Raw genomic sequence first — 20604 nt, 5'->3', positions numbered from 1 at the left:
AAGGCGCCGCAGGTTACCGGGGCCAGAACCGGAGTTTATACCGTGTAGGGCAGCACACCAAAATAGATGGCACTGAAATGGCAGGCGCTGCCGCCGATCACGAACAGGTGCCAGACCGCATGCATGTAGGGAATGCGATCCGCCAGGTAGAACGCCACGCCGGCGGTATACACAATGCCGCCGGCAATGGTCAGGTGCAGCGCGGTTTCGCTGAGGCTGGCAACCAGGTCAGACGAGGCGAAGGTAATCAGCCAGCCCATGGCAACGTAGATGCCCACCCGCGCCAGCTTGAAGCGGTTCTTGAAGATGACTTTCAGTACCACACCGGTCAGGGCCAGCGACCAGATCACCGCAAACAGCGTCCATCCGGTGGTGCCGCGCATATTCACCAGCAGGAACGGTGTGTAGGTGCCGGCGATCAGCAGGAAAATGGCGCAGTGGTCCAGTGTCTTGAAAAGGGATTTCAGCTCCGGGCGGCGAGCGCCGTGGTACAGCGCAGAGGCCATGTACAGCAGGATCAGTGACGCACCGAATACGCTGAAGCTGACAATCTTCCAGGTGTCTCCCATCTGGCTTGCGCCGGCAATCAGGGCAATGGTTCCGATAACACTCAGAATGGCGCCAAGGCCGTGGGTTGCGCTGTTGATCCACTCTTCTACCCGCAGGTGAATAGATGGCAACGAATCGTCTGGGTGGTTCATGCTTGCTGTCATCCGCGCTGGCCTGTGTTCGCTAAAAGTATAATGCAGTTCAGCGTACATGTGTACGCAAGTGTTTGCCATGACCATCCTGTGACCATGTTCAGAAAAACTGAACGATCTGCCGGAAATCTTCCGTTTTCGTCTTTTGCGTCGGGCAGTTACGCTGGCACCAAGTTTGAAACAACCAAGGGGATTGTTCCGATGGCAAAAGTTCTTGTTCTTTACTATTCCATGTACGGCCATATCGAAACCATGGCAAACACCATTGCCGAAGGCGCCAAGGGCGTTGAGGGTGCCGATGTAGTGGTCAAGCGAGTTCCGGAAACCATGGCCGACCAGGCGTTCCTGAGCGCTGGTGGCAAGGCCGAGCAAGATGCTCCGGTAGCCAGCCCGGCTGAACTGGCAGACTACGATGCCATCATCTTCGGCACGCCGACCCGCTTCGGCAACATGGCGGGCCAGATGCGCACCTTCCTCGACCAGACCGGTGGCCTGTGGGCTGAGGGCAAGCTGCACGGGAAAGTGGGTAGCGTGTTCACTTCAACCGGAACAGGCGGCGGTCAGGAGCAGACCATTACCTCATTCTGGACCACCCTGGCCCATCACGGCATGGTGCTGGTACCTCTGGGCTATGGAATTCCGGAGTTCTTTGATATCTCTGAAGTGAATGGCGGCACGCCTTACGGCGCCTCTACCATCGCCGGCGGTGACGGATCACGCCAGCCCAGCGAGAAAGAATTGGCCATTGCCCGCTTCCAGGGCAAGCATGTAGCCGAGCTGGCAGTGAAGCTGCACGGCTGATTTCGAAGTAGCAAGCGTTGACTCAGGTTTGGGCGGCGGGCTGAAAAGTCCGCCGTCTTTTTTTATGCCCGCCTGCCGGCTTTCGTACTGGCAGCCTTTAACCTGGAATAAGTGGCGGGCACCACACCCAGCCAGGAGGCCAGCTGATTGTCCGGCACCCGCTTGACCAGTTCCGGGTACTCATCGAGCAGCAGTTGGTAGCGCTCCTTGGCCGGCATGGTGTGTTTGCGGTATTCCCGCATGCTGGTCAGCTCCGCAATCTCCTCGGTCAGCACCAGTGCGAACTTATGCCAAAGCCCGTCGCCATGGTTCTGGATGGCCGAACGGAACGCGCTGAAATCCGCCACCCAGACTGTGGCCGGCAGCACGCTGGTCAGGCACAGGGTATTACGCACCGTTCTGCTGCGCCCGAATACCGGCCAGATCAGATCGCCTTCGGTAAAGAAGTGATGAATCGCGACCTTGCCGGCAGATGATTCCCGGAACAGGCGCAAAACGCCGTACTGGATCAGATACACGTTAGCCCAGGGCCGGTCGTGTTTTTCCAGGGGTGTTTCTGCGTCTATCCTGCGTTGATGGAACAGGCGGGCGATATCGCTCAGAAACCGTGCTTCCGGGCTGTTTTGCTTTTCGTTCAGGCAAATGCCAAAGGCGCGGCTCAGGCCGTTCAGCAGGGCAACTTCGGCGGGTGCCGCGTCGTGGTGAATAATGTCCGGGTGGTCTTCACCCAGCAGGCAGGGTGCGGATGCCATCGGTGGTCGGAAACTGCTGTTCATAACAAACCTTCGCTGCATTGGCGTAGGTCAATTATGCTACCAAAAAAACAAACATCTGAAATGACTTAAATGATTAAAGATATTTGACTTAGTCGATAACGATTACTCGGTGCCGGAGGGCGGCTTGTGGGGGGATGCCTCCTGAAACTGTGCGGAGCCATGGATGGCGGAGCCCAAGCGACACAGGGATGTGCCGCAAGGAGCGTGTTTCAGGAGGCATCCCCCCACAAGCAGCGCCTGCTCCAATGCTGCAGGCTACTTGTTGTCGGTGCGGGGCAAAGAGGCAAGGCAGTTCAGTGACTGGTCCCTTCCTCGTAATTGATCTTGTTCCAGACATTGTACTTGCCGGAAGGCTTATTCATCGGAATGCGCTTTTCTTCTTCCAGCGTATCCGCGTCGTAAACAATGATGGCACCGTCGTCGTCCCAGATGCTCAGCAGCAGCTTCTCGCCGTGGCGATCAAACTCCACATGGGCGGCTACCTTACCCGGCTCAGGCTGCAGGGTCTTGACGATCTCCAGGGTCTGCTTATCGATAATGTGCACCTTGTCGGCGTTGGGGCCGAAAAACACGTCTGCCCAGGCGTAGCGGGAATTCTCGTGGCTGCGCATAAAGAACCCCGGGCCCTCGGTTTCCAGGGTCTTGATCACTTCCCAGGTGTCCATGTCGATGATGGAAATGGCACCGGCCCGGAAGTGCGGGGTAGCCATCACCCGGCGGCCTTCGTATTCCCAGGTAATGCCGGAGCCCAGGTGGGGCATGCCGGGCAGCGGCAATTCTGCGGTGGTTTTGCCGGTATCCAGGTCGATCACCACACCGTGCTTGCCGTCGCGGGCTGCGCCGATCAGGTGCTGGTAACCGGGGTCGAAGAAGAAATCGTCCAGCAGGGTGTCGGTGGTCATCCGGCGAAGCTTCGCTTTTTGATTCTCGACGGTGATTTCCCAGGCTTCGGGGATGTCTTTCAATGCCGCGATGAAGCTGCTTCTGGGTGGTGCGGTATACACGGCGCTCACCCGGGAGCTTTCGCCGGCATCGTTTTCAACCGGGATGAAATCCAGCATTTCCAGGTTGGCAGCGTCGAACAGCACCATGGAATGGGGCAGGTAGTTGGCAGCCAGCACGTAGTTGCCATCGGCAGACACGGCAATGTTACGCATGTTGATGCCGGCGCGAACCTCAGCCACCACCTTCAGGTTGTAGATGTCGTACTTGGTAATCCAGCCATCCCGGGAGCCGAAGTACACGTAGCGGCCGTCCGGGCTGTACTTGGGGCCGCCGTGCAGGGCAAAGCGGCTGGGGAACCGGTGGATGGGCTCCATCTTGTCGCCATCCAGCAGGGTGACGTGGTGGTCGCCGATTTCTACCACCAGGAACAGGTTCATCATGTCCGCTTCGAACGCCGGTTCATCCGGCAGGGAGCCAGCGGCGTGGCTGACTTCCTGGCTGTTGCGGATCTCGGCCTCGCCCCACTTCAGCTCGTGGCTCGGAGGCTGATAGATGAAGTCGGTCAGGGCGGCGATCTGCTGGTCGTTCAGGATGTCTTTGTAGCCCGCCATCTGGGTGGCTGGGCGGCCTTCGCGGATGACCTTTTCGGCCTCGGCTTTCTTCAGTCGCCCGAGGTTTTCCGGCAGCAGGGCGGGGCCCATGCCGCCAAGGCGGTCGGGGCCGTGGCAGGCGGCGCATTGCTGCAGGTACAGGGTGTTTGTTCCGGTTTCGCCGGATTCACTGGCCAGCAAAGGGGTGGCCATCACGCTGCTGGCCAGTAACAGGGTGGAGATAATCTTTGTTCGGGCTTGGGTCAGGTTCACCTGCAACAGCTCCCGGTTGGTCAGTCAGGTTTCGGTTCAGGCCGGCCGGCGGCCAGCTGTGGCAGCAGCCGGGCCGGACAGGGCGCTGTTCCAGCCAGCTTGCGCCGGGCGGGCCAGGGTGTCGGCCAGTTGCACCACTTCACCCACAATGATCAGTGTGGGCGGCTGGAAATCTTCCCGTTCAATGGTGTCGACCAGATCTTTCAGGGTGGTGACAGTCATGTGCTGCAATGGTGTGGTACCGCGCTCCACCAGTGCCACCGGGCAATTCTCGGACAGGCCATGGGCGGTCAGCTGCTCGACGATGGTCGGGGCGTTGTGCAGGCCCATGTAGAATACCCGGGTTTGACCTGGCGCGGCCAGCACCTGCCAGTTCAGCTCCAGGGCCTGGTCGCCCTTGCGGTGGCCGGTTACGAAGGTCACGCTCTGTGCGTAGTCCCGGTGCGTCAGGGGGATGCCGCAGTAGGCAGAGCAACCGGCGGCGGAGGTAATCCCCGGCACCACCTGGAAGTCGATGTCGTTCTCTACCAGGAATTCGGCTTCTTCACCGCCACGGCCGAAGATGTACGGATCGCCGCCTTTCAGGCGCACAACCCGGCGCTGTTGTACGGCCAGTTTCACCAGCAGTTCGTTGGTCTCATCCTGGGGCACATAGTGGCAACCGCTGGCCTTGCCCACGTGAATGCGCTCGGCCCTGGGGTTTACCAGTTCCATAATCTGTGGCGATACCAGGCGGTCGTAGACAATGGCATCGGCCTGCTGGATCAGCATCAGGGCCCGTAGGGTCAGCAGGCCCGGGTCGCCGGGGCCAGCGCCCACGATGGCCACTTCGCCCGGCCGTAAGGGTTGCTCCGCCAGCTGGAACTCCACCAGGCACTTCTTGCTTTGGTTAGTTGTCATGGCGTGCGTCCTTACAGGTTGTTGACCGGGATTTCGATAGCGGCGGCGGCCACTCTGCGCGGTGTGCTTTCCACCACGCCGATTTCCTCGTTGGTGAGGTAGCAGCCGGGGTCTTCTTCCCAGAAGTCGCCAGACACGTTGTATGCCCGTACCCGGGTGTTGCCGTTACAGATGTTCAGGTATTTGCAGTCCGCGCAGCGGCCTTTCACCGGGCGCGGATGCTGGCGGAAGCCCTGCATCAGCGGGTCGGTGGTTTCAGACCAGATCTTCGAGAACGGGGTCTGCCGCACGTTGCCCAGGTTGTGGTCCCACCAGAAGGTGTCCGGGTGCACCACGCCCAGGTTGTCGATGTTGGAAATGTTCACACCGGATGAGTTACCGCCCCAGTTGGTCAGCCGCTGGGTGAGGGCATCTACCTGGTCTGGGTAGTGTTCCTTGGCCCACTCGATCAGGAAGGGACCGTCGGCGTCGTTGTTACCGGTGACGTATTCCCGCTCGATGCCGCGCTTGAGTTCGTCGTGGCAGTGGTTGAACAGCAGGTTCATGGCGTCGCGGGTCATGTCGTACCAGGCGTCGCGCTTCTTGTTGCGGCCGCCGCGGCCGGAGTAGTTCAGGTGCGACAGGTAGAACTTGTCGATCTGGTGTTCGTCCAGCATCTCCAGCATGGCCGGCAGTTCCGGGTAGTTATCCTGGGTCAGGGTGAAGCGCAGGCCCACCTTGATGCCGGCCTGTTTGCACAGGGCCACGGCGTGCATGGACTCCCTGAAGGCGCCTTTTTTCTGGCGGAATTCGTCGTGGGTGGCTTCCAGGCCGTCAATGCTGATGCCCACGTAGTCGTAGCCAACCGCGGAAATCTTGTCGATGTTTTCTTCGGTGATCAGGGTGCCGTTGGTAGACAGGCCAACGTAAAAGCCCATTTCCTTGGCCCGGTGGGAAATCTCGTAAATGTCCGGGCGCATCAGCGGCTCACCGCCAGACAGGATCAGTACCGGCACGCCGTAGGCTTTGAGGTCGTCCATCACGGTGTAGACTTCTTCGGTGCTCAGCTCGCCCTTGAAGTCGATATCGGCAGAGATCGAGTAGCAGTGTTTGCAGGTCAGGTTACAGCGGCGGATGAGGTTCCAGATCACCACCGGGCCACTGGGCTTGGGCACCGGGCGGACGGGTGTCGGGTTCATCAGGGTTTTGATGTAGCGGGTCATGCGAAACATAAAATTCTCTCTCTCATCGGGAGTGGCCTGGTTGCCTCTCCGGGCTGGCCTTTACCGGCTCTCTGCCCTTGTACTATCCCCCCGTGGGCGCTGGGTATCCATACCTTTGATGGAGTACTTCGAGGGGTAGTCCCTATGGCTTATCTGCCTGTTTTCTCAGCCGCAATCCGGTTTTTTTGAGGATGGCAGAGCTGTACAGGATGGTGTGGCCGGAGCAGGTGTCGCCCAGCAGTTCACGAATCTGTGCGGCCTTGTGCTCCACCTCTTCACGACTGGTGCCGTGCACCATGGCAAACAGGTTGAAGCTCCAATAGGGCAGGTGCCGGGGGCGACGGTAGCAGTGGCTGACGAACGGCAGGTCACCAACTTGCTGGCCCATGGTGCTGATGGCGTCGTCAGAGACATCCCACACGGTCATGCCGTTGTAGCGATAGCCCAGCTTATAGTGGTCGGGTACGGCAGCCACGCGGCGGATAACGCCGGTTTCCTGCATGTGTTGAAAGCGGGACAGCACTTCGTCTGCCGGCATGCCGAGCTGGCGGCCCAGTTCGCCCCAGGGATCGGATACCAGTGGCAGGCCTTCCTGGGTGGCGAGGATCAGTTCCCGGTCCTGGTCGGTGAGCCGGGCCTGCTCAGACTTCAAAGTGGAGGTTGACATGAAACTCCTGCTCCTTGGGCATGTTGTATACCGGGTAGCCGGTCAGCGCTTCAATGCGCCCGATGGTTTCGGCAATGCCTTCCGGGGTTTCTGTGGCCAGGACAAACCACATGTTCAGTTCGTGTTCCCGGCGGTAATTGTGGGCCACCTCTGCAAAGCTGTTTACCTGTTCGGTTACCCGGTCAAAGTCCTGCTCGGGAATGCGCATGGCGGCCAGGGTCAGGCCGCCTCCCATTTCACCGGCGTGGAACATGGGGCCGAAACGGGTCAGGGTGCGATTGGCAAGCAGGGCTTTCAGGGTATCCAGCAAGGTCTGCTCACTGATGCCCAGTTCTTCGGCAACGTCCCGGTACGGGCTCGGGGTCAGCGGCAGGCCGTATTGCAGGCGGTTGATGATGGCTTTTTCGGTATCGGTAAAGGCAGGGGCTACGTCTGGTGACTCCCGGCGGGCAGCTGGCTCAGCTGTTACTGACATAGCGTCCTCCCCGTTGAAGATAGGCTTTGTTGCTGAACAGAACTGCGTGGGGAATCTGTTCAAGGTGGTGGCTGGCAATCATTTGGTCCAGCTGGCCCAGTACCCGCTCCCGGTTAACGCCGTGAATCATGCAGAACAGGTTGTAGGGCCAGTCGGGCAGTCTGCGGGGGCGCTGGTAGCACAGGGTTACAAAGGGTACGGCAGCCAGTGCGCGGCCAAGTTCACTCACCTGTTCATCGGGCACATCCCACACCACCATGGCGTTGGCCCTGTAACCCAGGGTGCGGTGCTTCACGATCAGGCCGGAACGCTTGATCAGGCCCTGATCCTGCCAGTGGCGGACGGCGTCCATAACCTGTTGCTCGGTCAGGCCGGTTTGTTCGGCCAGCGCCAGGTACGGGCGGGGTGTTAAGGGCAGTCCTTCTTCCAGTTTCTGGCGGAGCCTCAGCAGGCCCCAGGCACTGAAGGCCTCGGTATCAAACAGATAGCTGCCGTTGTGGCGGTCCGGGTGTGGCGCTGGGTGGTTCATGGTAGTGCGTCCCAGTCGATGTCGAAGCCCAGGTCAATATGGTAACCCTCAACCATGGGGAGCCGGAGTATGGGCAACTTCAGTTGATGTTCCAGCTCGTCCAGCCGCTCATCCAGCGTGTCTTCATCCGGGGCGGTCATCACGAACCAGAGATTGTATAAGTGCTCCCGCGCGTAATTATGGTTTACGCCGGGAGCGCTGTTGATCCGTGCGGCCACCATGTCGATCTGCTCGACCGGCGCCGCCACGGCAGCCAGCAGGCTTGCGCCCGCCTGGCTGTGTTCAAACACCGGGCCAACCCGGCTGAGTACCTGTTGTTGCTGGAGCACCGCCAGCCGGCTGATCACTTCGTCCTCGGAAATGCCCAGTGTGTCGGCCATCTCGCGGTAAGGGCGCTCACATACCGGCAGGTTGCGCTGGTAGTGGTTGATCAGTTGTTGGTCGACGGTGTCCAGTCTCATCAGGTTATCTCCTCCGGGCCAGGGGCCGGATCAGTACACGTCGTGCTGGGTGTTGTAAGTGTTGAACTTACCGGTCGGGGTAACCATGTAGTCGCCCTTGATGACCTTCTTCAGCTTGCGTGTCTTGTCGTCGACTACAACGATGGCGGATTTCTTGTCCTGGGTGTTCCAGACAGAGAACCACACTTCATCGCCCGCCTTGTTGTATTCCGGCTGTACCACACGCTTGGGACCTTCGCCCAGCTCTGCCCAGTCGGCAATCGGCAGCACGTCATAGCCGGCATCAAAGTTGTTGATGTCGAATACGGCAACGCTCTGGCTTACGGCTTCAGCCGGGTTCAGGGCGGTGTCTACCCACAGGTTGGTGGACTTCGGATGGGTCTTCACGAACAGTGAACCGCCACCCTGGCCATCAACGGTGCGAACGACTTTCCAGGCCTTGTCCGGATGGCCGTCCGGGTCGGTACCGATCATCTGGATGGTTTGGTCACCCAGGTGAGAGGTTGCCCACACAGGACCATGCTCGGGGTCTACAAAGTTGGCGCCACGACCCGGGTGCGGGATCTTGCCTACGTCAACCAGTGCTTCCAGGTTACGGTCCTGGGCATCAACAACAGCAATCTGGTTGGAGTTGTTGGCGGCAGACATGAAGTAACGCATGCTGGAATCCCAGCCGCCATCGTGCAGGTATTTAGCCGCATCAATGTAGCTGATATTCATGTTGTCCAGATCTTCGTAGTTGGCCAGCATGATCTTGCCGGTTTCTTTGACGTTGATGATGAACTCAGGGTGCGCATGGGAGGCAACAATGGCGGCCACGCGAGGTTCAGGATGGTATTCCTGATCGCCGACGGTCATACCGCGGGTACCGATAATTTTCTTCGGTTCCAGAGTGTCGCCGTCCATGATCACGAACTGGGGCGGCCAGTAGGTGCCGGCAATGGCGTACTTGTCTTCCCAGCCTTTGAACTTGGAGGTTTCAACAGAACGCGCTTCCATGCCGACCTTGATCTTGGCTACGGTTTGCGGCTCTTCCATCCACAGGTCGATCATGTTGATCAGGGCGTCACGGCCGATAACCATCACGTAACGGCCAGAGGCAGACATCCGGGAGATGTGCACCGCATAGCCGGTTTCGATGATCTTCACGACTTCCTTGGAATCACCGTCGATCAGGGCAATCTTGCCGGCATCACGCAGGGTGACACTGAAGAGGTTCTCCAGGTCGAGATCGTTCATCTGCTTCTTGGGACGATCTTCCGGTGGCACGATCACTTCCCAGGTTTTCTTCATGTCGGCCAGGCCGAACTCGGGAGGCTGTGGCGGCTCGTGCATAACGTACTTGGCCATCAGTTCTACGGTTTCTTCATCGAAGTCACCGGAAGTCAGCCAGTTCGGCATACCGCCCGGAGAGCCGTAGCTGATAAAGGCTTTCAGGTAATCAATACCACGCTCCTGGGTGATGTCCGGAGTCAGTGGCTTACCGGTGGCGCCTTTACGCAGTACGCCGTGACAGCCGGCACAGCGCTGGAAGTAGATTTCCTTGGCTTTTTCGAATTCGGCATCGGTCAGATCCGGTGCGCCAGGGCTGCGAACAATTTTCGCAGACGCTGCGTCAACGGCACTGGGGGTGCCTTCGTAGGCCATAGTGGCTTCATCGCCATTCTTGGGGGCAGCCTGCGCAGTCATTACGCCCATGGACGTAATGGCCACCGCGAAGGCCAGTGGCTTGATCATCATATCGGTCACTCTCATCAGGTTCTCTCCTTGGGATTCAAGAGTACGTCCTAGGGTTCTCTTGTTGGGCTTCTCAGACATTGATTTATGTCAGATAAATACAGGTAATCAAGAGAGTACCTCCCCATGGGTAGATGGCGTATAACCAAAGATCACTGGATACCGCAGGAGAATTTAATCAATATCAATGCCATGGAAATACTGGAATTGCAGTATGTGCTGAAGCTTCCCGGAGACCCGCAATGAAAACGACCGGTCAGGCCTGCTCCTGGCACTCATTGGTACTGGCGATGGCGCTGGCGATCACCTCCGTTCAGGCCCAGGCCGGCGCGCCCGAAAGCGAGGCCGAGCTGAAGAACTTCGTCATCCAGGATTGTGGCTCCTGCCACGGCCTGAAACTCAAAGGCGGGCTGGGACCACCCCTGCGGCCAGCAGACATTGAAGCCCTGCCGGAAGCTGCGATTTCCGCCATCATCCGGGAAGGCGTGCCGGGCACGGCCATGCCACCCTGGAAAGCCTTGCTGACCGACCAGCAAATTGCCTGGATCAGCCAGCAGCTCAAATCCGGTGCCTTGATTGCTCCCGAATCCGATTCCCCCCGAAGCCGATAACTGAAGGACCCACGATGAAACGTCTGTTTGCACCGATTGCACTGACCATCGCCGCTACCCTGACGGCCGGCTGCCAGAGCTTGTCTGCGCCGGAGCCGGTTGAACTGCGCGGCACGGGTGACCTGGGCCTGATCATAGAGCGGGCCACCGGCTCGGTATTGGTGGTTGACCACTCCGAACATGAAATCCTGGGCCGGGTAGAAGGCCTGGGCGATTTGTCCCACGCCTCCGTGGTGTACTCGCGGGATGCCCGCTACGGCTACGTGTTTGGCCGTGACGGTGGGCTCACCAAGGTTGACCTGCTCACTCGCACGGTGACCGATCGCGTTATTCAGTCCGGCAACAGCATTGGCGGAGCCATCTCCCAGGATGGCCGTTATGTGGCGGTGTCCAACTACGAACCCGGCGGGGTAAATATTTTCGACAGTGAAACCCTGGATACCGTGGTGGAAATTCCAGCGTTCTACACCAATGCCCAGGGCGAGCAGGATCAGTCCAAGACTGTGGGCCTGGTAGACGCCCCGGGCAACCAGTTTGTCTTCAGCCTGTTCGAGGCCGGTGAAATATGGACCGTGGATATGCACAGCAATCCGCCAGGTGTGACCCGCCATGAGGCCGGGAAAGAACCCTACGATGCCCTGATCACACCCGACGGCCGCTTCTATATTGCCGGCCTGTTCGGGGAAGACGGCTTGTCGATGATGGATCTGTGGGAGCCGGAGCAGGGCGCACAGACCATCCTGCCGGATTACGGCAAGGGCGAGCAGCGCTTGCCGGTCTACAAGATGCCGCACCTGGAAGGCTGGGCCATCGCCGACGGCTACGCATTTGTGCCGGCAGTCGGTCGCCACGAGGTATTGGTCGCCGATATGGAAGACTGGGGCATGGTGCAGCGCATTCCGGTACAGGGCCAGCCGGTGTTTGTCATGGCCAGCCCGGACAACCGCCAGATCTGGGTCAGCTTTGCGCACCCGAAAAACGACGTGGTTCAGGTGATTGATTCCCGTACCCGGGAAATCATCCGTACCCTGGAGCCGGGCAAGTCCGTGTTGCACATGGAATTCACCCCTCGCGGTGAGGAAGTGTGGGTATCTTCCCGGGACAGCGATCGGGTGACTGTCTACAACACCCGCACCCTGGAAGAAGTTGCTACCCTGCAGGCGCAAAAGCCGTCTGGCATCTTCTTCACCAACCGGGCGCATCAGCTGGGCTTGTGAGGTGAGGGTTACCGCCGGCGGTTGGCTGTTCGTGCTTTGCACCAGTGCCGTCAGCGCCGGCCAGTTTTCCGGACCGGTGCGGCTTGATGTACACACTGAAGCCAGGTCTGTCACCGTCGCCAGTTACCGGCTGCAACGTTATCTCGACACACAGAACTGCAAGGCAGAACTGGTGTTCAATCAAGCCGGTGAGGGTGACGGTGACCTGATGTACCGGCAGGATGGCCTGGCAGACAGGCTCAAGCTCCGGGCCGTCAACGCCGATGGCCAGGATCCGGTTCCGGTCTGGGTAACCCGGAAAACCGCCGGTGTGAGAACACTGGGGGAGCTGGAAGGGCGGGACGTATCCCTGGTAGCAGGAACCGACCCGCTCTCCGGGCGGCTTGCACTGGAGGCCCTGGCTGCCGAGGGCGTAACGCCGAAACGGGGCCAGCGTTACGAGGCTGGTGATTTCAGCTCTGCCCTGGGCTTGTTGCTGCACAACAACACCCATGCGGCGGTCTCGGAACTCGGGTTGGTCACGCCTTTCCTGGAATCCCAGGGCCTGGCCATTACCTGGCAGGGAGAACCCGTTTCAGGTGCTGGCTGGTATGCCGGCACCGACACCAAGAACCCCGGATTGCAGCCGTGCCTGAAAGCACTGCTTGAACTGAAACGCAGCGACGATCGCCAGATATTCAATCTTTTCCCGGAATGGGTGCACGGCTTTGCCCCACCCGATTCCCTGCAATAAAAGGAACCTGTACATGACCTTCTACCAACCCGCCGGCAACGAAGTAGAGCTGTTCACCGCCGCTGCAGACAACGGCCTGCCGGTACTGATCAAAGGCCCTACCGGCTGTGGTAAAACCCGCTTTGTCCGCTACATGGCCGAAAAACTCGGTCGCCCGGTCTACACCGTGGCCTGCCACGACGACCTTACCGCCTCTGACCTGGTTGGCCGCCACCTGATCGGCCCCGACGGCACCTACTGGCAGGACGGCCCCCTGACCCGGGCGGTGCGGGAAGGCGGAATCTGCTACCTTGATGAAGTAGTGGAAGCACGAAAAGACACCACCGTGGTACTGCACCCGCTGGCGGATGACCGCCGGGAACTGCCCATCGAACGCACCGGCGAACTGCTGAAAGCCGCACCGGGCTTTATGCTGGTGGTGTCCTACAACCCGGGTTACCAGAGCTTGCTGAAAGGCATGAAGCCCAGTACCCGGCAGCGGTTTGTATCCATGAGCTTCGATTACCCGACGCCGGATGTGGAGCAGACCATTGTTCAGCAGGAATCCGGCTGTGATACGGATCTTGCAAAGCAGTTGGTGGGGCTGGCCACGTCGTTGCGTAAACTGAAAGATCACGATCTGGAGGAGGCAGCATCGACGCGGTTGTTGATCCATACGGCCTATCTGATTGCTTCCGGTATGCCCCACATCGAAGCCTGCCGGGCCGGGATGATCGAACCGCTATCGGATGATGCGGTTACTGTTAACGCACTGATGGAGGTGGTGTATGCCGTATTCGGGCAGTCCGAAGAGTGAATCTCCCGGGGCGATTGCCCCGGTTATCTGGTACTTGCTGAACCTGCTGGCGTTGCCGGTTATCGGCTTCATCGTTTTGCTGACGATTGCCATGAAATCCGGCGATGCCCACGCTTTGCGGCGGGCCCACAGCAAGGCGGCAGTCTATATGTCGATACTAGGCGCTGTGCTGATCAGCGGCGGCGTTGCCGTTTGCTGGCTCATCTACGGCAACACCGGGTTGTTCTGGACCTACGCAATCGTCTGGGCCGTCGTACTGCACACATCGTTTGTGCTTTGGGGCATGATTTCCCTGGCTCAGGCAATCGGCAACAAGCCGCCTGCTTTTCCGCGGCGGTTGCTGTAAGTTCGGGTTCCGTGCTGGGCAGGGTCGGGTAGGGCCTTCCAAAAACCGCTCCTTGCGGCACATCCATGTGGCGCTTCTGTTCCGCCATCCATGGCTCCACAAATTTTTGGAAGGCCCTACCCGACCCTGCCGTTCGATCCTTCTTACGGGATTCCGCGGCGGTGGTAACTAACCTGTCAGATGAATACCAGCCAGCACTGATACCACCACGACAGCCCAGCCCTGGGCTGCCATGCGCCAGCCCCAGGGGGCATGTTTCATTTCCATGAAATGGTCGACGAGTAAAACCGCTTTTACGATCACTAAAGCGAATACCAGCCAGACCAATACAGACATATCGGCGCCAGCCTGCATGGCCACAACAGGAGCCATGGTGCAGATCATCAAGGCCACATAAACCGCTAACATATCAACCTCCTCAGGCCAGAACGTAGAGCATCGGGAACAGCACCAGCCACACCAGGTCGACCATGTGCCAGTAGGAGGCGCCGGATTCCATGCCGTTCATGTCGTCGCCGTTGTAGTCGCCTTTTTTCACCTTTACCGCGAGAACCACCAGGATGATCTGGCCAAGTACCACGTGCATGAAGTGGAAGAAGGTGAGGAAGAAATAGAACATGAAGAAGGTGTCGGTGCCCAGGTTGTAGCCGTTGGCGTAGAGGTCGGCGTATTCGTAGAGCTTGCCGAAGGTGTAGATGGACGACGCGGCGATGGCGGCCCAGAGCAGGGCGGCCGTGCCGGTTTTGCGGTCGCGCAGGCGATGGACGGAGAGTGCGACCAGGTAGCTGGCGGTGATCAGGCCGATGGTGTTGACCAGGCCGGTCCAGGGATGCAGGGCCGCCTTGCCGGCGGAGAAGGTGGCCGGGTCCATGCTTCGGGCTACGCCGTAGCCGATGAACAGGATGGCGAACACGGCCAGTTCGGCAAAGATGAAAAACCACACGGCGATGTCGCCGGGCAGGTGCCGCCCGCGGGCGGCTTGAACGTCAGCCATTACTTACTCCGTTAACGGGTCAGGTTCATGTACAGCTTGGGTAGCTGGCCGGGCAGCTGGGTCGGGTCTTTGATGACCACGAAGTTGGTGCTGCCGAATACGTAGGGCAGGTATTCGTTGGCTTCTTCGTCGATGGTCACGCAGAACGGGGTCAGCCCCGCCTTGTGGGCTTCCTGCACAGCCATACGGGTGTCTTCCACACCGTAGCGGCCTTCGTACAGGTCCAGGTCGTTGGGTTTGCCATCGGTCAGCAGCAGCAGGATTTTCTGGTGTTCCGGCCGGGCCTGCAGCAGTTTGATGGACTGGCGGATGGCCGCGCCCATGCGGGTGTAGTAGCCCGGCTCCAGGGCCTGTATCCGGCCCCGGGTGGTGTCGTTGTAGGGCTCTTCAAAGCTCTTGATGTGGTGGAAGCGGATGTGGTCCCGCCGCCGTGACGAGAAGGCAAACAGTGCAAACGGATCGCGGCTGGCGGTGAGTGCTTCGCTCAGCAGTTGCAGGCCGTCCCGGGCGATGTCGATCACCCGCTGGTGGTTATTGATGTAGGTGTCGGTAGACAGGGAAATGTCGGTCAGCACCAGGCACGCCAGGTCCCGCTGGTTCTGCTTGCACTGGCGGAAGAGTTTCTGGTCCACCTCGCCGATGCCGCGTTTGTGCTGCACCATGCGTTCCAGGCAGGCGTCCAAGTCCAGCTCTTCGCCTTCCAGCTGCCGGCGCTCCCACTGGCGCAGGGGCTTCAGGGCGCTGAACTGGCGGCGCAGGGTCTGGGCAGAGCGATTCAGGTGCTCGGGCAAGGGCGAGGGCACAGCGTCTTTGCTCAGCAGGGGCTGCAGGCAGCAGAATTTTTCCCGGTAGTCCTGCCGGCGCCAGTCCCATTCCGGCAGGTGAATGCCCGGCCCCAGGTGCAGGTCGTCGTTTTCTTCCGAGGGCAGGTCCAGGTCAAACTTGATGGCGGAAGACGCTTCGCGGCGGTCCTGGGACACGGAGATCATGTCCATGTCGTCGGCCACGGCGTCGGCGTCTTCCTCTTCGCTGTCGTCGCCGGCGCGGTCGATGGGAATGAATTCAGACCAGGAAAACAGGCTTTCCAGCCGGAACAGCATCAGCCCCTGATCTTTGTCGAAGGCATCCACCCGCTCGGCGCGGCGGCGTTTCCGTTTTTTGGCCAGGCCGCCGGATTTCGACATGGTGTTGTCGTCGCCAATGATCTGACCTTTGAGTTTTCCACGGCCCAGTACCGGATACAGCCAGAGCACCACCGGCCAGGGGTCGGTCAGGGCGTCCGGCAGGTCGTCTACGCTGCCCGGGTGGATCAGGGCCTGGCGAATGGCCGCCTCGCGTTCGGCTTCGCTGCCCCTCAGGCTTTCTGGTTCCGGGCGCCAGCGCAGGGTGTGTTTCACCAGCCGCTGGTACATGGGCTCAAGGCCGGGCCAGCGCTCAAGTAGCTGCTGCACCATGGCCTGGTTACCTTTGAGCCAGCTGTGGTTGTTGATCTCGCCCAGAGAGGCCAGGGCGGCAAGCCACAGGTACAGCTCCCGGTTCACCTTGCGGGAGGGAAACAGCGCCAGGCGGTCCGGCAGGCGCAGGCTTTCTTCGTCCCGCCAGGCCAGTTCGAACTTGCGATGGGTACCGGCCAGCTTCTGCAGGAACTTCCGGCGAATCTGGAAATGCCGGGGTTCAGCCGTCACCAGGCTCAGGGCGGGATCGCCGCCCATGGCGCGGAACAGCACGCCCAGAGTGCGGGCTTCGTCTTTCAGGTGCACGGCGTACTCGGGGAACTCGCCCATGGCCTGGCGGGTTACGTAGTCGTGCCATTTAAGTCCGACCCACTCTTCCATTTCGTGTCCTCGTATCAGGCCCGTGTCTGGCGCGGGGTAGATTCCACCTGGCGCACGGGAATCAGCACCGTCTGCTTGCCAGGTTCGCCGGGCTCCCAGGTCAGCAGGGAGCCTTCAGGGTTGTCTTTCTGCACCTCGCTGCAGGCGCTGACGCACTGCAGGCACTGGGTACAGCTGAATTTTGCCCGCTTGTGGCTGCGGGTGGGCAGGCGCATGGGGCAGGCTTCGTCGCAGGCCTTGGTGCAATCCCGGCAGGCGGCGGCCCGCTTGGTGTCGAAGGTCACTACCCGGCCCTTGCCGTTGGTCATCCAGGCGATGCTCTGCACCAGGCCTACGGCGCAGCCGTATTTGCAGAACAGGTGCCGGGCGAACAGAAAATCGAAGGTAAACACCGCGGTGGCTACCGCCAGGAAAATGCCCGGGTACAGGCTGAGCTGGCCGGTGACCAGGTCGGTATACAGAGGGATAGGCGGCAGCAGGTAAGACAGCAGCGCCAGGGCCCAGGAAAAGCCGATCAGCGCGCACACCAGGGTCAGGCCGGCCCAGTGGATGGCCTTGCCGGTGCTGCCTTTTTTCAGAGCTTCCCACAGGGTAGGGCGGCCGGTAACGCGTGCCATCAGGTCGTTGATGGTTTCTACCACGGAAAAATGCGGGCACAGCCAGCCGCAATACAGACGGCCCCATTTGAAGGCAATCCAGAGTACCAGTGGCACCAGTACCAGGATGGGCAGAATGAACCAGAACAGGATCTGGCCCGCTACTTCGGCCGGGGTGCTGTGGGCAACCCAGTCCAGGTTCAGGTTAAACGACAGGGGGAAGCCCAGCAGGATGAAGCGGGTTTCGGTCAGGTCGTAACGGAAAATATTGAGAACAGGCGCAAGCAGGAACAGCAGGAAGAAGGCGCTGCGGGTAATCAGGCGCTTCTGCTGAAGGGTGTCTTTCGGGTTGACGGTTTGCGCATGCACAGGGCTTGTCCAGGATTTCGGAAATGTGCCGGGGCCCGGAGGCCCCGGCGGTTATGCCTTATCAGGCATCTTCAGTGGCGGGACCACGGACTTCTTCGGCAGGGCTGGCCTGACCTTTGATGAAGAAGCTGCCGAGGTAAACCACCAGGCCGGCCATGAAGAAGGAACCGGCTACGAATCGCATCCAGTAGAACAGGGCAATCTGATCCTGGCCTGCCATGAACGACATGGCCTCACCGCTTTCCGGAATGCGCTGCAGCCAAACCTGCAGTACGCCGGCACCGGTCAGGAACAGGGTGATGAACACCATGGAGATGGTCATCAGCCAGAAGCCCCACATTTCCACAATCTGCGCCGTGTTGCTGTTGCCGTAAGGACGGCCACGCATGATCGGCACTGCGTAGGAAATGATGGTCAGCACGATCATCACGTAGGCGCCGTAGAACGCCATGTGGCCGTGAGCCGCTGTAATCTGGCTGCCGTGGGTGTAGAAGTTCACCGGAGCCAGGGTATGCAGGAAGCCCCACACGCCAGCACCGAGGAACGCCATCACGGTAGTACCCATGGCCCACAGCATGGCGGCCTTGTTGGGGTGGTTGCGGCGGCGACGGTTGATCATGTTGAAGGCGAATACCACCATCATGAAGAACGGCAGCGGTTCCAGTGCAGAGAACACAGAACCCAGCCACAGCCAGTACTCAGGCGGCCCAATCCAGAAGAAGTGGTGCCCGGTACCGATGATGCCGGTAATCAGTGCCATGGCGATGATCACGTACAGCCACTTCTCGATCACTTCGCGGTCCACACCGGTGAGCTTGATCAGCACATAGGCCAGGATAGCGCCCATGATCAGTTCCCACACGCCTTCTACCCACAGGTGCACGACAAACCACCAGAAGTACTTGTCGGTAGCCAGGTTGCTGGGGTTGTAGAAGGAGAACAGCCACAGTACCGCCAGGCCAACCAGGCCGGTGATCAGTACGATGTTGACCACGGTCTTGCGACCTTTCAGGGCAGTCATGGCAATGTTGAACAGGAACGCTACCACAACCACGGCGATACCAATCTTGGTTATCGTCGGTTGTTCCAGGAACTCCCGCCCCATGGTGGGCAGCAGCTTGTTCATGGTGACCTCCGCCAGGGTGGCGTAGTCTACGAACAGGTAGCCCAGAATGGTCAGGGTGCCGGCTACAGCGAACACCCAGAACAGAATCCACGCCAGCAGCGGGCTGTGCAATTCAGTTTGAGCTTCTTCCGGAACCATGTAGTAGGTTGCGCCCATAAAGCCGAACAGCAGCCAGACAATCAGCAGGTTGGTATGAACCATCCGCGCAACGTTGAAGGGAATTTCCGGAAACAGGAAATCGCCCACAACGTATTGGAGACCCAGAATCAGGCCGAACACAATCTGGCCGGCAAACAGAATCAGGGCAAAGATGAAGTAGGGCATTGCTACCCTTTGAGATTCGTATTTCATGTCTGCTCCCTTACCCTTCGATGTTGGGTGGCCAACCGTTGTCGTCGATCTTGGATGTCCACTCCAGGAAGGCGGCCAGGTCTTCGATCTCAGCATCGCTCAGATTAAAGTTAGGCATCTGGCGCCGGCCCGGGATATTGGTGGGCATGGCGTTCATCCAGGCTTTCATGTAGGACTTGAAGACCTCGGTATCACCACCGCCGCGGCGGTCGAATACGTTAGCCAGTTCCGGAGCGAAGTAAGCACCCTCGCCCATGAGGGAGTGACAACCCACACAGTTGTTGTTCTCCCAAAGATGTTTGCCGCGAACTACTTGCTCGGTAAGCTCCTCGCGGTTATCCCGCTCGGGCATAGCTCGCAGCTGAGTGTCAAAAGTCAGGGCCAGGAACAACAGGACGAAGAATGCACTCCCCCCCAGATATATGTTCCTGGCCATGCTTTTGGTAAAGCGCTCGGCCATTGGTCTCTCTCCTTGGTTGTTTCAAATACCTGACTGCCCCACTAGGATATAAAGATGCATTCCTAATGCTGTTGATGATTATCAAAGAATGCCCGGTGTTTCTCTATTGCGCCGGGGAGTTACCTCCAGATGGGTAGGTGATAGACTGCGCCGCCGTCCTGTCTGTAAACAATCTGTCCATATGGAGTGTCGATGGCCGCTGCGTTTGCCCTTTTCTTCAAGCTGATCCCGCTTTACGTCACGGTTGGGCTGGGCTGGATTGCCGGCCGTTACCTGGAAGCCAGCGGCCGGCATATTGCCGGCATCATGCTGTACATCGTCACGCCGTCTGTGGTGTTTTCCGGTGTTATGGCGGCGCCGCTGTCGCCGGAAGTCATCCTGTTGCCGTTCCTGGTGTTTGGAATTTCCTCGTTACTGGGCATTGTTCAGCTGAAGCTGGCGAGAAAAGTCCTGACCGATGGCAGTGCCAACATCATTCCCCTGTGCGTGGGTTCCGGTAATACCGGGTACTTCGGGGTGCCGGTGGCGCTGCTGCTGTTCGGAGAAGAAGGGTTGGGGCTTTATATCGTGTGCATGTTGGGCACCACCCTGTTCGAGAACTCGGTGGGCTTCTACCTGGCGGCCCGGGGCCGATACAGTATCCAGGATGCGCTCTGGCGGGTGCTCAAGCTGCCTTCGGTGTACGCTTTCCTGGCGGCCGTGGCCCTGAACCTGGCGGGGGTGGGCATTCCGGACATCTTCGTGCCGTTGTTCGACAACCTGCGCGGCGCCTACAGCATTCTGGGCATGATGATTATCGGCATGAGCATTACCAGCTTCCGGGGGCTGGCGGGTAACGTCCGGTTCACGGCGCTGGCATTTTTCGGCAAGTTTGTGGTCTGGCCGCTGGTGGCGATCCTGTTCTGGTGGGTTGATTCCACGATTCTGGGCGTCTACGAGCCGGCAGTGCACCAGGCCATGTTCCTGATTTCCATCACGCCGATCGCGGCCAACACGGTGGTGATTGCGACCCTGCTGGATACCTCGCCCAGGCAAGCCGCGGGCACGGTTCTGCTGACGACGCTGTTCGGCCTGGCGTTTATCCCGGTGATGATCTCTCTGGCGTTTTAGGCC

At 59.6% G+C, this 20604-nt stretch carries 23 protein-coding genes; 7 read left to right on the top strand and 16 right to left on the bottom strand.

The genetic code is table 11. The features are described from left to right. Positions 1-35: 35 nt before the first annotated feature. The gene (gene trhA / locus AQ621_RS12505) at positions 36-701 is read right to left on the bottom strand and encodes a PAQR family membrane homeostasis protein TrhA (RefSeq protein ID WP_094623956.1); all 666 of its coding nucleotides are present in this window, start codon (positions 699-701) and stop codon (positions 36-38) included. Positions 702-902: 201 nt separating this feature from the next. Here trhA and wrbA point away from each other — a divergent pair, with 201 nt between their 5' ends. Further along, positions 903-1502, top strand: a complete 600-nt coding sequence (gene wrbA / locus AQ621_RS12500) for an NAD(P)H:quinone oxidoreductase (protein WP_058341726.1) — start codon at positions 903-905, stop codon at positions 1500-1502. Between the two features lie 62 nt (positions 1503-1564). Here the strand turns inward: wrbA and AQ621_RS12495 are convergent, their stop codons facing one another. The 9 genes from AQ621_RS12495 to AQ621_RS12455 all read right to left on the bottom strand — a co-directional run bounded on the left by AQ621_RS12495 (position 1565) and on the right by AQ621_RS12455 (position 10075). Then, the gene (locus AQ621_RS12495; protein ID WP_058341725.1) at positions 1565-2278 is read right to left on the bottom strand and encodes a Crp/Fnr family transcriptional regulator; all 714 of its coding nucleotides are present in this window, start codon (positions 2276-2278) and stop codon (positions 1565-1567) included. 293 nt (positions 2279-2571) lie between these two features. Beyond that, entirely contained in the window at positions 2572-4026 is a 1455-nt protein-coding gene (locus tag AQ621_RS12490; protein ID WP_201785346.1) for a cytochrome D1 domain-containing protein, read from the bottom strand. A gap of 96 nt (positions 4027-4122) precedes the next feature. Next, positions 4123-4986 (bottom strand): uroporphyrinogen-III C-methyltransferase, encoded by an 864-nt coding sequence (cobA, locus tag AQ621_RS12485; RefSeq protein ID WP_058341724.1) that lies wholly within the window; start codon positions 4984-4986, stop codon positions 4123-4125. Between the two features lie 11 nt (positions 4987-4997). Then, complete coding sequence (gene nirJ / locus AQ621_RS12480; protein ID WP_058341723.1) at positions 4998-6197, bottom strand: heme d1 biosynthesis radical SAM protein NirJ; 1200 nt, start codon at positions 6195-6197, stop codon at positions 4998-5000. 133 nt (positions 6198-6330) lie between these two features. Next, positions 6331-6855 carry a siroheme decarboxylase subunit beta gene (locus tag AQ621_RS12475; protein ID WP_058341722.1) on the bottom strand — a complete coding sequence of 175 codons (525 nt, stop codon included), beginning with the start codon at positions 6853-6855 and terminating at the stop codon, positions 6331-6333. Further along, positions 6830-7330 (bottom strand): Lrp/AsnC family transcriptional regulator, encoded by a 501-nt coding sequence (locus tag AQ621_RS12470; RefSeq protein WP_082641072.1) that lies wholly within the window; start codon positions 7328-7330, stop codon positions 6830-6832. The genes AQ621_RS12475 and AQ621_RS12470 overlap by 26 nt, the downstream gene beginning before the upstream one ends. Then, positions 7314-7859 carry a siroheme decarboxylase subunit beta gene (locus AQ621_RS12465; protein WP_082641071.1) on the bottom strand — a complete coding sequence of 182 codons (546 nt, stop codon included), beginning with the start codon at positions 7857-7859 and terminating at the stop codon, positions 7314-7316. The genes AQ621_RS12470 and AQ621_RS12465 overlap by 17 nt, the downstream gene beginning before the upstream one ends. Further along, the gene (locus tag AQ621_RS12460; protein WP_058341721.1) at positions 7856-8320 is read right to left on the bottom strand and encodes an Lrp/AsnC family transcriptional regulator; all 465 of its coding nucleotides are present in this window, start codon (positions 8318-8320) and stop codon (positions 7856-7858) included. Before AQ621_RS12460 ends, AQ621_RS12465 begins: the two co-directional genes overlap by 4 nt. Before the next feature lie 30 nt (positions 8321-8350). Continuing rightward, positions 8351-10075 (bottom strand): nitrite reductase, encoded by a 1725-nt coding sequence (locus AQ621_RS12455; RefSeq protein WP_082641070.1) that lies wholly within the window; start codon positions 10073-10075, stop codon positions 8351-8353. 224 nt (positions 10076-10299) lie between these two features. Between AQ621_RS12455 and AQ621_RS12450 the strand changes: the two genes are divergently transcribed. From AQ621_RS12450 to AQ621_RS12430, 5 genes are read left to right on the top strand one after another with little or no spacing between them, the layout of a single operon-like run. After that, positions 10300-10668 (top strand): c-type cytochrome, encoded by a 369-nt coding sequence (locus AQ621_RS12450; RefSeq protein ID WP_058341720.1) that lies wholly within the window; start codon positions 10300-10302, stop codon positions 10666-10668. A 14-nt stretch (positions 10669-10682) separates the two neighbouring features. Further along, positions 10683-11885: a cytochrome D1 domain-containing protein gene (locus AQ621_RS12445; RefSeq protein WP_058341719.1), complete on the top strand. Its 1203-nt coding sequence runs from the start codon at positions 10683-10685 to the stop codon at positions 11883-11885. A gap of 1 nt (position 11886) precedes the next feature. Next, a complete protein-coding gene (locus AQ621_RS12440; RefSeq protein ID WP_058341718.1) occupies positions 11887-12618 on the top strand; it encodes a PhnD/SsuA/transferrin family substrate-binding protein in 732 nt (243 codons plus the stop codon). A 13-nt stretch (positions 12619-12631) separates the two neighbouring features. Next, the gene (locus AQ621_RS12435) at positions 12632-13414 is read left to right on the top strand and encodes a CbbQ/NirQ/NorQ/GpvN family protein (protein WP_058341717.1); all 783 of its coding nucleotides are present in this window, start codon (positions 12632-12634) and stop codon (positions 13412-13414) included. Beyond that, entirely contained in the window at positions 13386-13760 is a 375-nt protein-coding gene (locus AQ621_RS12430; protein ID WP_058341716.1) for a hypothetical protein, read from the top strand. The genes AQ621_RS12435 and AQ621_RS12430 overlap by 29 nt, the downstream gene beginning before the upstream one ends. A 168-nt stretch (positions 13761-13928) precedes the next feature. Here the strand turns inward: AQ621_RS12430 and AQ621_RS12425 are convergent, their stop codons facing one another. The 6 genes from AQ621_RS12425 to AQ621_RS12400 form a co-directional block, all read right to left on the bottom strand. After that, positions 13929-14168: a cytochrome C oxidase subunit IV family protein gene (locus AQ621_RS12425; RefSeq protein WP_058341715.1), complete on the bottom strand. Its 240-nt coding sequence runs from the start codon at positions 14166-14168 to the stop codon at positions 13929-13931. 10 nt (positions 14169-14178) lie between these two features. Next, positions 14179-14754, bottom strand: coding sequence for a cytochrome c oxidase subunit 3 (locus tag AQ621_RS12420; protein WP_058341714.1), 576 nt, complete (start codon positions 14752-14754; stop codon positions 14179-14181). A gap of 11 nt (positions 14755-14765) precedes the next feature. After that, on the bottom strand, positions 14766-16589 hold the full coding sequence (locus AQ621_RS12415; RefSeq protein ID WP_058341713.1) for a nitric oxide reductase activation protein NorD: 1824 nt from the start codon (positions 16587-16589) through the stop codon (positions 14766-14768). A gap of 14 nt (positions 16590-16603) precedes the next feature. Then, the gene (locus AQ621_RS12410; RefSeq protein WP_058341712.1) at positions 16604-17554 is read right to left on the bottom strand and encodes a 4Fe-4S binding protein; all 951 of its coding nucleotides are present in this window, start codon (positions 17552-17554) and stop codon (positions 16604-16606) included. 61 nt (positions 17555-17615) lie between these two features. Further along, on the bottom strand, positions 17616-19031 hold the full coding sequence (locus AQ621_RS12405; protein ID WP_058341711.1) for a cbb3-type cytochrome c oxidase subunit I: 1416 nt from the start codon (positions 19029-19031) through the stop codon (positions 17616-17618). Positions 19032-19041: 10 nt separating this feature from the next. Then, on the bottom strand, positions 19042-19491 hold the full coding sequence (locus AQ621_RS12400; protein WP_058341710.1) for a c-type cytochrome: 450 nt from the start codon (positions 19489-19491) through the stop codon (positions 19042-19044). A 192-nt stretch (positions 19492-19683) separates the two neighbouring features. Here AQ621_RS12400 and AQ621_RS12395 point away from each other — a divergent pair, with 192 nt between their 5' ends. Continuing rightward, positions 19684-20601 (top strand): AEC family transporter, encoded by a 918-nt coding sequence (locus tag AQ621_RS12395; protein ID WP_058341709.1) that lies wholly within the window; start codon positions 19684-19686, stop codon positions 20599-20601. The last annotated feature ends 3 nt before the right edge of the window (positions 20602-20604 follow it).

It is taken from the genome of Marinobacter sp. P4B1 (assembly GCF_001447135.1).
Lineage (GTDB): Bacteria > Pseudomonadota > Gammaproteobacteria > Pseudomonadales > Oleiphilaceae > Marinobacter > Marinobacter vinifirmus.
The sequence above is the reverse complement of the archived record's forward strand: the minus strand, read 5'-3'. Positions and strand labels throughout refer to the sequence as shown.

Bases quoted from the DNA above. Each gene is read 5' to 3' on its own strand.
- AQ621_RS12430 (WP_058341716.1), top strand. From the start codon at position 13,386: ATGCCGTATTCGGGCAGTCCGAAGAGTGAATCTCCCGGGGCGATTGCC.
- wrbA (WP_058341726.1), top strand. From the start codon at position 903: ATGGCAAAAGTTCTTGTTCTTTACTATTCCATGTACGGCCATATCGAA.
- AQ621_RS12420 (WP_058341714.1), bottom strand. From the start codon at position 14,754: ATGGCTGACGTTCAAGCCGCCCGCGGGCGGCACCTGCCCGGCGACATC.
- AQ621_RS12445 (WP_058341719.1), top strand. From the start codon at position 10,683: ATGAAACGTCTGTTTGCACCGATTGCACTGACCATCGCCGCTACCCTG.
- trhA (WP_094623956.1), bottom strand. From the start codon at position 701: ATGAACCACCCAGACGATTCGTTGCCATCTATTCACCTGCGGGTAGAA.
- AQ621_RS12405 (WP_058341711.1), bottom strand. From the start codon at position 19,031: ATGAAATACGAATCTCAAAGGGTAGCAATGCCCTACTTCATCTTTGCC.
- AQ621_RS12450 (WP_058341720.1), top strand. From the start codon at position 10,300: ATGAAAACGACCGGTCAGGCCTGCTCCTGGCACTCATTGGTACTGGCG.
- AQ621_RS12465 (WP_082641071.1), bottom strand. From the start codon at position 7,859: ATGAACCACCCAGCGCCACACCCGGACCGCCACAACGGCAGCTATCTG.
- AQ621_RS12400 (WP_058341710.1), bottom strand. From the start codon at position 19,491: ATGGCCGAGCGCTTTACCAAAAGCATGGCCAGGAACATATATCTGGGG.
- AQ621_RS12425 (WP_058341715.1), bottom strand. From the start codon at position 14,168: ATGTTAGCGGTTTATGTGGCCTTGATGATCTGCACCATGGCTCCTGTT.
- cobA (WP_058341724.1), bottom strand. From the start codon at position 4,986: ATGACAACTAACCAAAGCAAGAAGTGCCTGGTGGAGTTCCAGCTGGCG.
- AQ621_RS12460 (WP_058341721.1), bottom strand. From the start codon at position 8,320: ATGAGACTGGACACCGTCGACCAACAACTGATCAACCACTACCAGCGC.
- AQ621_RS12435 (WP_058341717.1), top strand. From the start codon at position 12,632: ATGACCTTCTACCAACCCGCCGGCAACGAAGTAGAGCTGTTCACCGCC.
- AQ621_RS12455 (WP_082641070.1), bottom strand. From the start codon at position 10,075: ATGAGAGTGACCGATATGATGATCAAGCCACTGGCCTTCGCGGTGGCC.
- AQ621_RS12490 (WP_201785346.1), bottom strand. From the start codon at position 4,026: ATGGCCACCCCTTTGCTGGCCAGTGAATCCGGCGAAACCGGAACAAAC.
- AQ621_RS12495 (WP_058341725.1), bottom strand. From the start codon at position 2,278: ATGAACAGCAGTTTCCGACCACCGATGGCATCCGCACCCTGCCTGCTG.
- AQ621_RS12395 (WP_058341709.1), top strand. From the start codon at position 19,684: ATGGCCGCTGCGTTTGCCCTTTTCTTCAAGCTGATCCCGCTTTACGTC.
- AQ621_RS12475 (WP_058341722.1), bottom strand. From the start codon at position 6,855: ATGTCAACCTCCACTTTGAAGTCTGAGCAGGCCCGGCTCACCGACCAG.
- AQ621_RS12415 (WP_058341713.1), bottom strand. From the start codon at position 16,589: ATGGAAGAGTGGGTCGGACTTAAATGGCACGACTACGTAACCCGCCAG.
- AQ621_RS12470 (WP_082641072.1), bottom strand. From the start codon at position 7,330: ATGTCAGTAACAGCTGAGCCAGCTGCCCGCCGGGAGTCACCAGACGTA.
- nirJ (WP_058341723.1), bottom strand. From the start codon at position 6,197: ATGTTTCGCATGACCCGCTACATCAAAACCCTGATGAACCCGACACCC.